The organism is Paracoccus sp. MC1862, assembly GCF_016617715.1.
In the GTDB taxonomy this organism is placed as follows: Bacteria; Pseudomonadota; Alphaproteobacteria; order Rhodobacterales; family Rhodobacteraceae; genus Paracoccus.
The window spans coordinates 2,226,106-2,241,709 of sequence record NZ_CP067225.1 but is presented as its reverse complement, the minus strand read 5'-3'; the positions used below and the strand labels follow the sequence as shown (position 1 = coordinate 2,241,709).

The following is a 15,604-nucleotide window of genomic DNA, read 5'->3' as shown; positions in this document are numbered from 1 at the left end:
GCGACCGGCATCCCGGGGACAGCAGGCGTTGATGTAGAGGGGCAGGACAGGCCGGGGCCGCAGACAGGTGGCCCGATGCGCCCGGCCGGCCGGATAGGCCCGCGCCCGGTCGTCGCTGCCGCCTCGCCGCAGGCCGGCGCGGGAACAGACCGGACGGAACAGCCGTCCCGCCGAAGGCATGAGGGCACCGGAGCGAGCCCTTCGGGACCGGCGGCAGCCTTCAGGAGCGGCGCGTGCCGCCGATCCCCGGGTTGAAGCGCGCCAGCGGATCAAGGCCTTCGTAGAAGGCGGCAAGCTGAGGCTTGGCGTGGTAAAGATGCCCCACGTTATGCTCGGCAGGATATTCGGCCCCCTCGGCGTCCAGCATCGCCAGCATGGCCTTCTTGAAGGCGGTCGGATCGGCGCCCTTCTTCAGCACATAGTCCAGATGGAAGACGTGGCACAGAAAGTGGCCATAAGAGAGGGTCGCCGCGACCTTGTCCGCCCATTCCGGCGGCACCGGCTTGATCCAGTCGCGGTCGTTGCGGCGCAGCGCCACGTCCAGCGCCACCAGTCCCCCGGTGCGGCGGCGGTTCATCGCCTCGTAGCGGACAGCGGCGCCTGCCACCGCAAAGCGGTGCAGCATCGCCTTTGACCCTTCGGCGGGCGTGCAGCGGAACCAGCCGTCTGTCCCCACTGTTTCGGTCAGGATGCGCTCGGCCCGGTCGGACGGGGCTTCCACCCTGAGGATCAGGTGATGCTCGAAACGGTTGCGGAAGTCGCGCATCCGGCGGGGCAGGCGGCCCGGCGCAAGCTGGCCCGCGAACTGAAGCAAGCGGTCGCTGAGGTCCGAGGTCAGGGGGATCTTCCGCAGGCGCGCATCCGCCCAGCCCTTCAGCGCGAACATCACCGGCATCCGGGCGGTGCCGAACCACTCGATGAAGAGCCGCGTGTCCCGGCCGAAGCGGGCCGCCATGTCCCAGGCCTCGCGGTGGATATACTCGCCCACGATCGGCAGCGGGTCGAGTTCGGTCAGCAGCCGCCGGCGCAGGGTGGCAAGCGCCGCCGCGTCGTTGGTGCCGACATAAAGGACCTCGGCCGCGGCAGGGCGCGGGAAGCTGTCCAGCCGCACCGCGAAGACGGCCAGCCGCCCGGCGCAGCCCGAGGCCTCGTAGAGTCGCCCCGGATCGGCGTTGAAGCGGCCGGGCGTTTCTGCATCCACGTCGCGGATGCGTTCGGCATAACCGTGATCGGATGCCGCGCCCGCCCGAGGGTCCACGTCCCCGGGCCGGATCTCGCCCGCATCCAGGCGGCGCAGGATTGCCTCGGGATCGTTGCCGAGCCGCAGCCCGAGGTTGTTGATCAGCCGCAGCGTGCCGTCCGCCTCCAGCCGGGCGAACAGCGCCAGTTCCGTGTAGGCCGGTCCGCGCCGCACCAGCGCGCCACCCGAGTTGTTGCAGACCCCGCCCACGACCGAGGCGCCGATGCAGCTTGATCCGATCACCGAATGGGGATCGCGCCCCAGGGGATCGAGCCTGCGTTCAAGGTCGTAAAGCGTCGCCCCCGCGTGGCAGACGACCTGCGCGCCGTCGAGGATCGTGTCGATCCGCGACAGCCGCAGCGTGTTCACGATGACCACGGGCCGGTCATAGGTGCCCTTGGGCGTCGAGCCCTCGGTCAGTCCGGTGTTGGCCGCCTGCGCGATCACGATCCGTCCCGCCTTCACGCAAAGCTGCAGCACCTGCCACAGTTCCAGCAGCGTGCCGGGGCGGACCACCGCCTCGGCCTCGCCGCCGCCAGAGCGGTATCCCATGCGGAAGCGCTCGGTATCCTGCGGCCGGGTCAGGACGTGGCGCGGCCCCACGACCGCGCGCAGCGCGTCGAGGAAGGCCGGGCCGGGTTCGAGGGAAGGGGGGTCTGGCCTGAAGTCTGTCGGGGAACGCTGCGTCATGATCGTGACCTCCGGTCGGATCGGCGATGACAGGGCAGCCCGGACGCAAGGGGGCCGGGATGCAGATGAAAGGCGGTGCCGGCCTCAGCCGCCGATCATGAGGACATGCAGGAATCCGGGGCCGTGCGCCCCCCGGACATAGCTGCCCTCGATGTCGGTTGTGCCGCTGGGGCCGGTGATGAGGATGGCGTTGCGGGGCTGCGGCTGCCCCGCCATGCGCGTCGCATAGTCTTCGAGATGGGGCAGCAGGCTGCGTTCCTCGAGCACGACGATGTGGTGCAAGGGCAGGAAGGACAGCAGGACCGGCGCCTCCGCCCCGGAATGGATGACCAGCGACCCGGTTTCGGCAATGCCCCAGAGGGCAAGCCCCAGGGCTGCCGCCTGATCCGGCGCGACGGCGTCATGGGCATCGACGCCCGTCCAGTCGAGCGCGGCGAGCGCCGGGACCGGCTGCAGCGCCAGCGCCGGCGGCAGGCCATGCCCGTCCAGATAGCGGCGGACCGCCAGCGGGATCGCCGCCCTGTCGGGCAGATGGTCGAAACTCGTGCCGAGGGCCGAGGCCTTCCGCACGAACTCGGCCGCCAGCACCGGTTCGGCAGGCCGGGGGCGGACGCTCTCGGGCGCCTCCAGCAGGACGGCGGCCTCGGCGGCGATGGCCTCGGCGGGGGGCAGGGGCGCCGGGCGGGCGGCGCGGATGGCGGCAAGGATGCGGTCGCGGGCGGTCATCTGCGGCCTTCCTTCCGGGCCTGTTCGGCGCGGTACTGTTCCATGAAGGTCCGCCCCGAAGGGCGCGGCAGGTCGCGGTAGGCGGTCCAGCCGCCGGCCAGCGGCAGGCTGGCGATCCAGCCGCGGCGCCCCAACAGCCGAAGCGCCCGCACGCCGATGCGGCTGCCCAGGCGGTAAAGCGCCGGCCGCCGCGCTGCCATCGCCCAGAGGCCGAGGGCCGCGCGGACCGTCCGGGGCTCCAGCCGCTCGCGCCAGCTTCGGGTGCGCCAGGCCCGCAGCAGCGTGGGCAGCGGGATCTCGACCGGGCAGACCTCGGCGCAGCGGCCGTTCATGGTGCAGGCATGGGGCAGGTCGCGGGATTGCGCCAGCCCGTCCAGCACCGGCGTCAGCACCGCGCCCATGGGTCCGGGATAGGTCCCGCCATAGGCGTGGCCGCCGATCTGGCGATAGACCACACAATGGTTCATGCAGGCGCCGCAGCGGATGCAGCGCAGCATGGAACGGAACTCGTCCCCCAGCATCCGCGTGCGGCCGTTGTCCACCAGGACGATGTGCATCTCCTTGGGACCGTCGGCGTCGCCGGGACGCTTCGGGCCGCAGTGAAAGGTGGTGTATTGCGTCATCTCGCCGCCCGTGGCCGACCGGACCAGAAGCCGCAGCAGCGCGAAGGCGTGGGCGGTGGACGGCACCAGCTTCTCGATCCCCGCCGTCACGATATGGATACGCGGCGGCGTGGTGGTCAGTTCGGCGTTGCCCTCGTTGGTGACGGTGCAGGTGGCGCCGGTGTCCGCGACCAGGAAGTTCGCCCCCGAGATCCCGATGTCGGCGCCCAGGAACTTGGCCCGCAGCTCGCGCCGCGCGCTTTGCACCATGGTGCCGGGATCGTCGGCGGCGGGCGGCGGATGATGGGCTTCCTTGAAGAGCAAAGCCACCTGCTCGCGGGTACGGTGCATCGCGGGCCAGACGATATGCGAGGGCCGCTCTCCGGCAAGCTGAATGATGTGCTCGGCCAGATCCGTCTCGACCCGTTCGATCCCGGCGTCGGCCAGCGCGTGGGGCAGGCCGATCTCCTCGCCCAGCATGGATTTCGCGCGGGTGACGAGCTTCGCGTTCGCCTCAAGGCAGATGCGGGTGACGATGGCGCGGGCCTCGGCGTCGTCGGCGGCCCAATGGACCTTCGCCCCGGCGGCGGTGGCGTTGCGCTCGAACACCTCGAGGTAATGGTCGAGATGGGCGATGACGTGGTCCTTGATCTCCTTGCCGCGGGCGCGGGCGGCCTCGAATTCGGGGAAAGCCGCGACGGCGGCGGCGCGCTTGCGCACGGCGTTGCCGGTGGTGCGGTCGATGGCGATCTTCAGTGCGGCGTTCTCCAGCTCGGCGTTCACGCGTTCCTTGAAGCCTGCCTGCGCTGCGTTCATGGTCAACCCTCCTCGCCAATGGCGGGACCGTCGGCGCGGCCCGCAACAACCTCGATGGTGTGGAAGCAGCGGGTCTTCGCGCCGCGCCGGTGCAGCTTGCCCGCCATGTTCATCAGGCAGCCCAGGTCGCCCGAAAGCAGCAGGTCGGCCCCGGTGCGCTCGATCGCCTCGGCTTTTTCGGTGACGATGGCGTTCGAGATGGAGGAATATTTCACGCAGAAGGTGCCGCCGAAGCCGCAGCAGATGTCGTTGCCCTCAAGCCCCCGCATTTCAAGCCCCTCGACCGAGGCGAGAAGCGCGCGCGGCTGCGCGGCGATGCCCAACTCGCGCAGGCCCGCGCAGCTGTCGTGATAGGTGGCCGTCGCGTCAAGGCGGCGGCCTTCGGGGCGGTAGCGCATGACATCGACCAGGAAGCTGGTGATCTCGTGGGTCTTCCCGGCAAAGTCGCGGGCGCGGGCCGCCCATTCCGGGTCGCCCGCCAGCAGTTCGGGATAGGCGTGCACCATCGTCCCGGCGCAGGACCCCGAGGGCAGCACGATGTAGTCATGACCCTCGAAGGCGGCGATGGTCCGCCGCGCCAGGTCCGCCGCATTCCTGTCGTCGCCGCTGTTCAGCGCCGGCTGGCCGCAGCAGGTCTGGGCCTGCGGCACCTCGACCCGGCAGCCCGCTTCCTCCAGCAGCTGGATGGCCGCAAAGCCGATCCCCGGCCGGATGGCATCGACAAGGCAGGTCACGAACAGGCCGACGCGCGGGCCCCCGGGCCTTGCCGGCATGGGGGCGGTGCCCCTGTCCGCCGGGCCTGTCCGCGCCGGCGGTCGCTGCTTCGTCGTGGTCATGGCGCTCTCCCCAATGGCTGGGGGGTCCGGCAGCGCACCGCCGGACCCTTGGCTGTCAGTGGCCGGCGGCAGCCGGGGCAACCGTGGCCATGTCTGGCACCATCGCGGTGAAGGGCCACATATAGGCCTGAGCCATGACCAGCAGGCCGACAAGGACGGCAAGGGCGATCGAGTGGAAGAAGACGTAGCGCAGGATCGAGCCTTCGTGTCCGTACCACTTGGTCGCGGTCGAGGCGACGACGATCGACTGGGCGTCGATCATCTTGCCCATCACGCCTCCCGACGAGTTGGCCGCGGCCATCAGCACGGGGTTCAGCCCGAGCTGCTGCGCGGTGACCTTCTGAAGCCCGCCGAACAGCACGTTCGAGGCGGTGTCCGAGCCGGTGACGGCGACCCCCAGCCAGCCCAGCAGCGTCCCGAACAGCGGATAGAACCATCCGGTATGGGCGAAGGCGAGGCCCATCGTCGCATCCGTGCCCGAGTAGCGGGTGACATAGCCGAGCGCCAGCATGCAGGCGATGGTCAGCAGCGAGAAGCGGATCATGTAGATCGTGCGCCCGTACATCCGTACCAGGCCCGCGGGCGAATAGCCCAGCAGGAAGCCCGAGACGATGCCGGAAAGCAGGATGCCGGTGCCGGTCATCGACAGGATGCTGAAGTTGAAGATCGCCGCCTCGGGATGGGGCTCGGGCGATACCGGGGGCACCTTCATCACCAGCTCATGCAGGCCGGCGACGGGAACCCGCAGGCTCCAGATCGAGTCGATGAAGGCCTTGGCCTGCGGCATCCCCCAGATGAAGACGAAGACCGACAGGATCGCCCAGGGCATCCAGGCCCGCAGCACCGCGTTGCGCGAGATCGCGCTTTCCGGGCGCTCGGCCGCCTCTTCCACATGCGCCGAGGACCAGTCGCGCGGCGCCTCGGTCATTGGCCTCTTGGGATGCCAGACCCGCAGGAACCCCGCGAGGGCGAGCATCGAGATGATGGCGGCGACGATGTCCACCAGCCAGGGCCCGTGGAAGTTCGAGACCAGATACTGCGGCACCGCGAAGGAGACGCCGGCGACCAGGATCGGGGGCCAGACCTCGGCCATGCGGCGGAAGCCGACCATGGCCCAGATCAGCCAGAAGGGCACGATGAGCGAGAAGAAGGGAAGCTGGCGGCCGATCATCCCCGACAGTTCATAAAGGTCCAGCCCGGTCACGGCCGACAGCGCGATCACGGGCGTGCCGAGCGCGCCGAAGGCGACGGGGGCAGTGTTGGCGATCAGGCACAGGCCCGCGGCGGAGAGCGGCGAGAAGCCGAGGCCCATCAGCATGGCGGCGGTCACCGCCACCGGCGTGCCGAAGCCTGCCGCGCCCTCGAAGAAGGCGCCGAAGCAGAAGGCGATGAACAGCACCTGCATCCGCCGGTCGTCCGAGATGCTGCGGATCGAGCGCCGCAGGACGTCGAACTCGCCCTTCTCGTTGGTGAGCTGGTAAAGGAAGATGACGTTGAGGATGATCCAGCCGATCGGCATCAGGCCGAAGCCCGCGCCGTAGACGGCGGACATCGCCGCGAGGTCCGCCGGCATGCCGAAGCCGATGATGGCGACCAGCAGCGCCGTCACGAGGCCCAGCAGGGCCGCGATATGCGCCTTGACCTCGAAGATGCCGATGGCGCCGAGCAGGACCAGCACCGGCAGGGCGGCGAACAGGCTGGACAGCCAGATGTTTCCGAGTGGGTCGTAGACTTGCGACCAGACCATGAAGCGTTCCTTCGCTTGGGGTTGAGGGTAGGGGGCTGATGGGCGCGGCGGGTCACGACCGTCGCTTCGGCAGGTTCAGGTCGGCGGCCGCGTCCCCGGACGTTCCGGCGGCGGGGTTGACCGTCTCGCCCGGCGGCGAGCGGGGGTGGATGCTGCAGCCCGGCTTCGCCGCGTCCGCGCCGGTCCCGATCGCTCGCGCCGCCGCGGCGATCAGGTCGCCCGCGCTCGGCCCCACCATCGAGGCGCCGATCGCCCGGTCATCGGCTTCGTCGAAGATGACCCTGGCGATCCCTTCCGACCGGCCCGGCGACGTCGAGCGGCCCAAGGCGGCCAGGGGGAGCACGCCCCTGCCGATCCTGCGGCCCCCGGCCCCGGACGGGGTTTCGACCGCGCCGACCCGGGCGGCTTTGGGGTCAGAAGTCCGGTCCTCCATCATGTTTCCCGTGGCTGAAGGATTGTCAGGCGGATGCAGGGGATGGCGCAGGAGGGGACAGGGCCTGCCGTGCGGAGGCGCAGCGGTGGCGGCTTCCCAAAGGCCCCCGCCAGGTGGCGGGGCCGCCGGGGCAGTGACGGTCGTGGTCATTCTGCGCCGTCCTTTTGCCGAGACATGACCTGAGCCTACGCGGAGCCTTTCCGCGCGCAAACGATTTCGTGATAGTCTGTCCTCTTGATCTGCCCTTTGCTCAACCATGAAACGCAGAGGCGGCGATCCCTCCTGCTCAACGGAGCGGGCAGTGCGGTCGGGGGCCGTGCGCGGCCAGCCTCAGGGCTTCTTTGCAAGCGAACCCCCTGAAGCCGCGCTTGCAAGGCACAGGTATCCTGCTGGGTATGATCGGCATCCCCCCGCTCCCTTTGACCGCCCCTCCCGGCGTGCAACAGTGAACTTGTCATGAGAGGTCCATATTATTTTCCTCTCGGTCCGGTCAAATGTTTTGTCCGCTCTCCCGCATCAATGAGCGAGCTTTTGAGTGTGCTGAAGCTGCTCTGGAGCCTTGATACAAAGATCATCATTCCAAAATCATTCCATAACAGATGGTTGTTAAAATTTTTCTGCCGCTTGAACCTGACATTCCTGAGGTTAATATTATTGCCAGGCATTACCCTCGGAACAGCCTGAGAGGGCAGACCGATGATCGCAGTGGATGTTTTCGAACCCATCGACCACGAATCGGTGGTCCAGGTGGTCGTGGGAAAGATCGAGACGATGATCGTGGACGGGGTGCTGAAGGGCGGCGCCCGCCTGCCGTCCGAGCGCGAGATGGCCGAGGCCTTCCACGTCTCGCGCCCGAAGCTGCGCGAGGCCCTGCAGGTTCTCGAAAGCCGCAATCTCGTGACGGTCCGCCACGGCGACGGCACCTATATCGCCGAGCTTACCGGGCGGGCGATGTCGCCCGCGATGCTGGCGCTTTATGCGCGCCACGGCGAGGCGTTCCACGACTACCTGGAATATCGTCGCGAGCAGGAGGCCTTCGCCGCCCGTCTTGCCGCCCGGCGCGCAACGGCGGCCGACAAGGAACGCCTGTCCGCGATCCGGGACGAGCTTCGGGCCGCCTGGGACGCCCAGGACTGCGAGGCCGAGCAGGAGGCCGATTTCCGGCTGCACGGCGCGGTCGTGGACGCCAGCCACAACACCACGCTGATCCACATGATGGCCTCGGTCTTCGACCTGACCCGGCGGGGTATCTTCTACAACCGCGACCTGCTGCGCAGCATCGACGGCACCGGACGCAAGCTGCTGGACCAGCACCTCGGGATCATCTCGGCGATCGAGGCGGGCGATGCAGTCCTAGCCGACAAAGCCGCCCGCGATCACTTGGACTTCGTCGGGCAGTCGATCCGCCTTGGCCGGAAAGCGCAACGCCGCGAGCGCCGCGCCCGGATGCGGCTCAACTCGGCGGAGTGATCGCGGGCGGCCCGGTCCCACCTGGATGTTGCGGGTTCGGGCGAATGGCCCTGACAGCTTTCCTGCAGCAGTGCACCACAGGAACGCGCGGATGAAAAGATGCCGAAGGCGGGGGTGACCCTGCCTGAGGCAACCGTGATCGGGGGGATTCTTTTCCGAACCGAGGGCCTATGGCATGCCGCCATTCATCCCGCACTTGTGTGTGGCGGAAAGCTCAAGTCCGGCCTGTCCACGTAACCTTCTTGGCTTGCGAATGACATGACGGTCTCGATCGGTCGGCGGCCCATGTTGCGGTAGCCGAGATGCGGTCGTCCGATGCTGCAGTGGACAAGCCAGGCATCGAGATCGGCCTGGAGTGCTTCGACCCTATCGTAGAAGTTGTCGCGCATGGCTACGCGGAAGAACTCGTCGAGGATGGCTGTTGAATCGCTCGACGAAGCAGTTGGTGCGGGGTGTCCGGAGCTTGGTACTGCGATGCTCGATGCTGTTGATGTCGAGATGGAATTCGTAAGGATGCCGCTCAGTCCTGCAGAACTCGCGGCGATTGTCGGTGCGCACCGCCCCGACCGGCAGATCCAGATTGCGACAGAATGGCAGCACGTCATCGTGCAGCACCGCCACGGCGGCCTCAGGCTGCTTGGAAACATGAAGGAAGCCGAAGGCGCAAGAGCCATGGTCGTCAACGACTGCGTGCAGATAGATGCGGCCGATCCCCTTGATGTTGCCGAGAAAAAATGTCCCGGCTGACAGTAACTCGCCCGGCGCGCGGAACTTTCGACATGGCGCTCGCGGAACCAAGGATTGAGCTTCTCGATAAAGGCGGCTTGCTCCGGGGTCAGGCCGACTGCCTTCTCGGCATTGGCCTGCTCCAAGGCCAGCCAGCGATCGGAGGTTTTGCCCAGCCAATTCTTGTTGAGGATCTTCTGGATAGTGATTGCCGAGACCCGGATGCCCTCCAGCGCCAGCCGATTATCGGGAAAACAGTCCACCGGACTGTTTTCTGATCCTCCTCATACCTCGAACCGGTTGCAGCCATGAGCCGGATGCGCCAGTGCCAGGGTCCGGATACGCTCCATCGTCTCCGGCGGCGTGGTCTGCGGGTGGTTCTTGTGGAGCGGCGGCAGGTCCTTCAGCCCCTCGACGCCCTGCGTCGGGAACCGCCATTTCCATTCGTAGGAGCTGGTCCGATCAAGACCTGCTGCCGACAGCCCTCGGCGACGTTCCCCACTGCTTCGCCAGTTCCAGCACACTCAGACGGTGCTGCGCCAGCTTCGTGTCAGCATCCTGCTTCCGCGGCAACAGAGCCTTTGTCGGCTGATACATGACCCTTCCCCCTTCCCAAAAAAGTAGGGAAGAAGGTTAAGTGGACAGACCCGAAGCTGACCTTGGGGGCAGGCAAGGGATAGCACGCCGCCGCGTTCGTTGCGGCCCTGCGTGCGGACGCTCGCGAGGCCCAGATCGCCTTTGTGCTGAAGCACGCGGAGGGCTGCACGGCCGTCGACGAGGTTTGCCGCAGTCCGCGCATTGCACAGACGGGAAGCAGCCAGGCGACCTTTTCTACCTAGCGCAAGAAATACGCCGGGTTGATGCTGTCAGGAGATCCGGCTCGGGCAATCTGTACAGGGGGGTTGAGTGGATCATCCGGGCGACCTCGGCATGATGCCGGGGGCGGGCAGAGGCCATGAGCAGACGACCGGGCCGGAACCACCGCCCGGCTTTCAAGGCGCAGGCAGCGCTGGCCGCCATCAGGGGCAGGAAGACGCTGGCCGGACTGGCCGGGCAGTTCGACGTGCATCCGGACCCAGGCCACGCAGTAGCGCAGGCAGCGCCTGGACGGCGCCTCCGGGGTGTCCGGGGCGCGGGGGGGCGGCCGCGGTGGATCCGGCATCGGCGGTGGAGGTGAGCACGCTGCACGCGAAGAGCGGCGAGCTGACGCCGGGGAAGGATTTCTTGTCCGGCGCGCTCGGGCCGGGGCCGGTCTGCTGCCGGGCGCAGGACGATGATCGACCGCGACCATGGGCTGGGCGTCAGCCGCAAGGCGAAGGTGCCCGGGATCAGCCGGGGGCCGCGCCTGCTACCTGCCGCGGCCTGCCTCGGCCGCCGATCCCGCGCTCATGCGCCGGATCGACGCACTTCATCCTGAGCATCCCTTCGCGGGCAGCCGGATGCTGAAGGGCCTGTTGCGGGCGGAGGAACACGAACCGGGCCGGCTTCACGTCTGCCCGCTGAGGAAGGGGATGGCGAGCCCGGCGCTCTGCCGCCCGAACACGTCAAAGCCGGTGCCGGGCCACAAGATCTCTCCTTGTCTGGTGCGCCATCCGGCAGTGACGGGGCCAGGCCAGGCCTGGGCAATGGACAATCACCTCCATTCCGATGGCGAGGGCTTTGTCCACCTGACCGCCGTCCTCGGCTGGTTCAGCCGCAAGGTCCTCGCCCGGCGGCTGGCGATCACGCGGTCACCGGACTTCTGCATCGAGACCCTGAAGGACGCGCTCGGCCGCTCCGGCCGACCGGAGATCTTCAACAGCGACCAGGGCTCGCAGTTCACCGGTGTGGCGTTCATCACGGCGCTGAAGAACGCCAGGGTCGCCATCAGCATGGACGGCAGGGGGTCGGCCCATACGCCGAGGGCGCGGCAACGCCTTCGTCGAGCGGCGCTGGCGGACGGTGAACCGAAGGACCGCGCAGCGAAATACAGAGGAGGTGTCCCGGCGCCCCTGCGGCAGCGTCTCCGGGACCGGGGCCTCGATCGGCCGCTATGTGGGCTTCTGCAACAGCACCAGGCCGCATTCGTCGCCCGGCGGGCAGACGCCTGATCAGGCCTGTCTCAGGCAGACGATGCCAATCCCGGCGGCGGCGCTACCAGGACGGAGATCCACTTGGCAGCACACCCGACACTGGTCAGACGAAGCAAAACAGATCTGACTTGCGCGGTGCTCCGGGCGAAGCGGTCGAGCTATCACTACAAGGGTCGGCGCCGTCCGCAGGCCGCTTTGACAAAGCGGATCAAGGAATGAGGAGGATCAGGAAATGATCCGGTGGATCATTCCCCGACGAATGCCGAGACACAGACACGGGTGCGTTACGGCTACCGCCGGATCAATGTGCTGCTGCGACGCGAGGGTTGGGAGATCAACGCCAAGCGTGTCTACCGGCTCTACAAGGAGTTGGGCCTTCAGCTGAGGAACAAGGTGCCGAAACGGCGGGTGAAGGCGTAGCTCCGGGATGACCGCTGTCCGCCGGTCCGGGCCAACGAAACCTGGGCCATGGACTTTGTTCATGACCAACTTGCGACCGGAACCAGGATCCGGATCCTGACAATCGTCGACACCTTCTCGCGCTTCTCCCCGGCCATCGTGCCGCGGCCCGGATTCCGTGCCCCGGACGTGATCGCCGTCCTGGAACAGGTCGGCCGGGAGATCGGCCTGCCCAGGACCATCCGGGTCGATCAGGGCAGCGAGTTCATCTCCCGCGACCTGGACCTCTGGGCCTATCAGCGCGATGTGACATTCGACTTCAGCCGGCCCGGCAAGCCTACAGACAACGCGTTCATCGAGAGCCTGAACGGCAAGACCAGCTCTCCTATCTCTCCTACCTCTCCGCCATCCGCTTCGGAACGGCCGGGGCGCTGCGGGGTTGACCGTGTGGCTGCCCTTGTGCGACCCGCGGGGGGCGGCCATTGCCGAAACGCCCGTCCAGCCGAAAGACCACGCCCATGTCCCGTCCCGCCGCCCAGCGCCTGTCCTTCTTTCTTCTGATGGGGGTGACGCTTTACGCCTCGCTCTTCGGCGCGGGCTGAGGGCGGGGCGATGGCGAAACGGTTCGGCGGCAAGTTTTCCCCGGGCGCGGGGCGCGGCGGTGACGGCGTGCCCGCGAGGCCCGCGCCGGGCGAGGTGCGCCATCCGCATGAAGGGCGGACCAAGTGGATCACTGCCATGGCCTCGCCCTTCCTGCTGACGGCTTTCTTCCAGGGCGATCCGGTAGTGATGGCGACCAGCCTTGCGGGGTTCGGCATCACCGCGGGGGCAATGTGGATGACGCGGGAAGGGCTGCAGGCCGAGGCCGCCTATGACGCCCGCCGCGTGGCCCGCAGGCCCGCGATCCCGCGCAAGCTTTTTGGCGGCATCCTGACGGGGCTGGGTCTGGCGGTCGGTTCGGCCGAGCCGGGGGCGCTGGGGGGCGCGCTGGCAATCGGCTTCACCGGCTCGATCCTGCACTGGCTGACCTTCGGCACCGACCCGATGGCCGACAAGGGGATGGAGGGCGTGGACAGCTTCCAGCAGGACCGCGCCGCCCGCATGGTGGACGAGGCCGAAAAGCATCTGGCCGGCATCACCGACGCCATCAAGCTGGTGGGCGACCGGCGGCTAGAGGCCCGGGTGGGTATGTTCGCCGCGACCGCGCGGAACCTGTTCGACCGGGTGGAACAGGACCCCGGCGCACTGGCTGCGGCGCGGCGCTATCTCGGCGTCTACCTGATCGGCGCCCGCGACGCGACGGTGAAGTTCGCCGATCTCTACCAGCGCACCCGCGACGAGGGCGCCCGCCGGCAATACGAGGCGCTGCTGACCGACCTCGAAGCCAGCTTCCAAGCGCTGCAGCAGCGGTTGCACCAGGGTGGGCGCACCGACATGGACATCGAGATCCAGGTGCTGCGCGACCGCCTTGCCCGCGAGGGCGTCCGTCCGCCGGAAACCGCGGCGCTGGAGGACCGCAGCGATCCGACCCTGGACGACCTGTTCCGCATCCCCGAGAAACAGCCGCGCCGGTAAGGCCATGCCGCGCTTTGCGCTGAAGATCGAATATGACGGCGGACCCTTTGCCGGCTGGCAGGCGCAGGCCGACCGCGCCTCGGTTCAGGGTGAGGTTGAACGCGCCTTGGCGGCGCTGGATCCCGGCTTCCGGGCGGGCGCGCGGATTGCCGCGGCGGGACGGACGGACGCCGGGGTTCACGCGACCGGGCAGGTTGCCCATGCCGACCTGTCGCGCGACTGGGACCCCTTCCGGCTGGCCGAGGCGCTGAACTGGCACCTCAAGCCCGCGCCGGTCGCGGTGCTGGCCGCGGCGCGCGTTGCCGACGATTTTCACGCCCGCTTCTCGGCGCAGGGGCGGCGCTACCTGTTCCGGCTGCTGTCGCGCCGGGCGCCCGTAACGCATGACCGGGGACAGGTCTGGCAGGTCGCCCATCTGCTGGATGCCGGGGCGATGCGGCAGGGCGCGGCGCATCTGCTCGGCAACCACGACTTCACCACCTTCCGTTCGACCATGTGCCAGGCGGCAAGCCCGGTGAAGACGCTGGACCGCATCGAGATCGAGGAGATCGTGCTGCCCCATGGCGCCGAATACCGTTTCCACCTGTCGGCGCGCTCCTTTCTGCACAACCAGGTCCGGTCCATCGTCGGCACGCTGGAACGGGTGGGCGCGGGGGCATGGGAACCCGGCAGGGTGCGCGAGGCGCTGGACGCCCGCGACCGCGCCGCCTGCGGTCCGGTCTGCCCGCCGCAGGGCCTGTATCTGGTGGGGGTGGATTATCCGGCAGAGCCGTTTTCCAATCCTTCGGACCCCTCCTCCCGCTGACAAGGCATTGCGAATGATCGCCGGCTGGCCGAACTGCAGGACGGCGCCTACTTGCGCCCCCGCCGCCGCGGCCTTTCGTCCTTGTAGAGGATGATGAGGACCGTGCGCCAGATGATCCACAGATCCAGTGCCAAGGTCTGGTTCCGCTGATAGATCAGGTCGATCTTCAGCTTGGTCGGCAAGCAGCGGCGGGCATAGGCCCTCTCGGTTTCCTCGGCGCTCTTGCAGCGGCCGAGAATGCGGTCCTCGTGCCGGTGATAGATTAGCGTCGCCAGGCCGGTGACGCCCGGACGGCTTTTCAGCACTTGCCCATAGGCGGCCGGATAGCGATCAACATATTCCCCGATCGTCGGGCGCGGGCCGACAAAGCTTATGTCGCCCCGAAGGATATTGAACAGCTGCGGCAGTTCGTCGATCCGCGTCCGGCGCAGGAAATGCCCGAATGGCGTGATCCGCCAGTTCTTGTGCGCCCCAGTCACGCCGAAATCGTCGTCTTGGCACAGCATGGTGCGGAACTTGATCAGCCGGAACGGCTGCCCCGGCGCCCGCATCCGTTCCGAGACATAGAAGACCGGCCGCCCTTCGAAGGCCAGCAGCAGCCCGGCGACCAGCAGCATCAGCACCGACAGCGGCACCAGCAGCAGAAGCGCCAGCCCGACATCGAACAGCCGCTTGCCCGGCGTCATCCCGATGCCGGGCAGGCGCGGGATGCCGGCCGAGGCGATCGCGCCGGCATTGCCCAGCGGGTCCGGCCCGTGGAACGGGGCAAGCCCGATCTTTTCGCTGTTCCAGTCGGGTTGGATCGTCACTCGCTCGGTCACCCTCGATCGGTCACGGCCGGGACTCTTTCCCGGCGTTAGCATAGTGGGGGTCCGATGCAAGTGCAGCGCCCGCCCTTTTCCTGGGGGGTTGAGAAGCTGATGCAGTTTTGCGACTCTGGTTCGGCGGAATCTGGCCGAGCTACCGAAGGAACGGGCGATGAGAAAGTTTCTGGTCGTGCTGGATGACAGCAAGGAATGCCTGAATGCGATCCGCTATGCCGCGCTGAGGGCTGCGAACACCGGGGGCGCGGTGCAGGTGCTGTCGGTGATCCCCGCCGAGGAAATCCAGCACGGCTTCGGGGTGGCCGATGTCATGCGGGCCGAAGCGCGCGAGCGGATCGAGGCGCAGTTCGAGGTCTTCGCCAAGTGGATGCGCGACCGCCCGGGGGTCGAGCCGGAACTGGTGGTCCGCGAGGGCGATCCCGGGGCCGAACTGATCGCCCAGATCAGCGACGACGCCGCGATCGCCATTGTCGTGCTGGCCGCCGCCGCGGGCGGCAGCGGGCCGGGGCCGCTGGTCACGCGGCTGATGCGTGAGATGGCCTCGCTGCCCTGTCCGCTGACCATCGTGCCCGGCGACATCTCGCGCGAGCGGCTGGAGCAGATCACCTGAGCCGTCGGTCCCCCCGGCCTTGACTTGGCCGGT

General features: G+C 68.1%; 11 protein-coding genes and 3 pseudogenes. 6 read left to right on the top strand and 8 right to left on the bottom strand.

What is annotated here, in order from left to right:
* Positions 1-220: 220 nt before the first annotated feature.
* From dld to JGR78_RS11015, 6 genes are all read right to left on the bottom strand, one after another.
* Positions 221-1,930, bottom strand: coding sequence for a D-lactate dehydrogenase (dld, locus tag JGR78_RS11040; RefSeq protein ID WP_182805732.1), 1,710 nt, complete (start codon positions 1,928-1,930; stop codon positions 221-223).
* An 84-nt stretch (positions 1,931-2,014) separates the two neighbouring features.
* Positions 2,015-2,656 carry a lactate utilization protein gene (locus JGR78_RS11035; RefSeq protein WP_182805730.1) on the bottom strand — a complete coding sequence of 214 codons (642 nt, stop codon included), beginning with the start codon at positions 2,654-2,656 and terminating at the stop codon, positions 2,015-2,017.
* Positions 2,653-4,074: a LutB/LldF family L-lactate oxidation iron-sulfur protein gene (locus JGR78_RS11030; RefSeq protein ID WP_182805728.1), complete on the bottom strand. Its 1,422-nt coding sequence runs from the start codon at positions 4,072-4,074 to the stop codon at positions 2,653-2,655. Before JGR78_RS11030 ends, JGR78_RS11035 begins: the two co-directional genes overlap by 4 nt.
* 2 nt (positions 4,075-4,076) lie before the next feature.
* Positions 4,077-4,910 carry a (Fe-S)-binding protein gene (locus tag JGR78_RS11025; protein ID WP_370576456.1) on the bottom strand — a complete coding sequence of 278 codons (834 nt, stop codon included), beginning with the start codon at positions 4,908-4,910 and terminating at the stop codon, positions 4,077-4,079.
* A 55-nt stretch (positions 4,911-4,965) separates the two neighbouring features.
* Positions 4,966-6,657: an L-lactate permease gene (locus tag JGR78_RS11020; RefSeq protein WP_182793073.1), complete on the bottom strand. Its 1,692-nt coding sequence runs from the start codon at positions 6,655-6,657 to the stop codon at positions 4,966-4,968.
* Positions 6,658-6,709: 52 nt separating this feature from the next.
* On the bottom strand, positions 6,710-7,090 hold the full coding sequence (locus JGR78_RS11015) for a hypothetical protein (RefSeq protein WP_220495422.1): 381 nt from the start codon (positions 7,088-7,090) through the stop codon (positions 6,710-6,712).
* Positions 7,091-7,786: 696 nt separating this feature from the next.
* On the opposite strand from JGR78_RS11015, the gene JGR78_RS11010 reads away from it, so the two are divergent.
* Positions 7,787-8,560: a FadR/GntR family transcriptional regulator gene (locus JGR78_RS11010; RefSeq protein WP_182805724.1), complete on the top strand. Its 774-nt coding sequence runs from the start codon at positions 7,787-7,789 to the stop codon at positions 8,558-8,560.
* Between the two features lie 185 nt (positions 8,561-8,745).
* Here JGR78_RS11010 and JGR78_RS11005 read toward each other — a convergent pair.
* A pseudogene (locus tag JGR78_RS11005) lies at positions 8,746-9,883 on the bottom strand (helix-turn-helix domain-containing protein).
* Between the two features lie 358 nt (positions 9,884-10,241).
* Between JGR78_RS11005 and JGR78_RS11000 the strand changes: the two are divergent.
* The 4 genes and pseudogenes from JGR78_RS11000 to truA form a co-directional block, all read left to right on the top strand.
* Positions 10,242-11,419: pseudogene (locus tag JGR78_RS11000) on the top strand (DDE-type integrase/transposase/recombinase); the annotation flags it as partial.
* Positions 11,420-11,487: 68 nt separating this feature from the next.
* Positions 11,488-12,132, top strand: a pseudogene (locus tag JGR78_RS18175) (DDE-type integrase/transposase/recombinase); the annotation flags it as partial.
* 237 nt (positions 12,133-12,369) lie between these two features.
* The gene (locus tag JGR78_RS10985; RefSeq protein ID WP_182790818.1) at positions 12,370-13,332 is read left to right on the top strand and encodes a 5-bromo-4-chloroindolyl phosphate hydrolysis family protein; all 963 of its coding nucleotides are present in this window, start codon (positions 12,370-12,372) and stop codon (positions 13,330-13,332) included.
* Positions 13,333-13,336: 4 nt separating this feature from the next.
* Positions 13,337-14,137 carry a tRNA pseudouridine(38-40) synthase TruA gene (gene truA, locus JGR78_RS10980; protein WP_182804985.1) on the top strand — a complete coding sequence of 267 codons (801 nt, stop codon included), beginning with the start codon at positions 13,337-13,339 and terminating at the stop codon, positions 14,135-14,137.
* A 47-nt stretch (positions 14,138-14,184) separates the two neighbouring features.
* Here the strand turns inward: truA and JGR78_RS10975 are convergent, their stop codons facing one another.
* Positions 14,185-14,823, bottom strand: coding sequence for a sugar transferase (locus tag JGR78_RS10975; RefSeq protein WP_182804996.1), 639 nt, complete (start codon positions 14,821-14,823; stop codon positions 14,185-14,187).
* A gap of 292 nt (positions 14,824-15,115) precedes the next feature.
* Here JGR78_RS10975 and JGR78_RS10970 point away from each other — a divergent pair, with 292 nt between their 5' ends.
* Complete coding sequence (locus tag JGR78_RS10970; RefSeq protein WP_182804983.1) at positions 15,116-15,571, top strand: universal stress protein; 456 nt, start codon at positions 15,116-15,118, stop codon at positions 15,569-15,571.
* Positions 15,572-15,604: the final 33 nt, after the last annotated feature.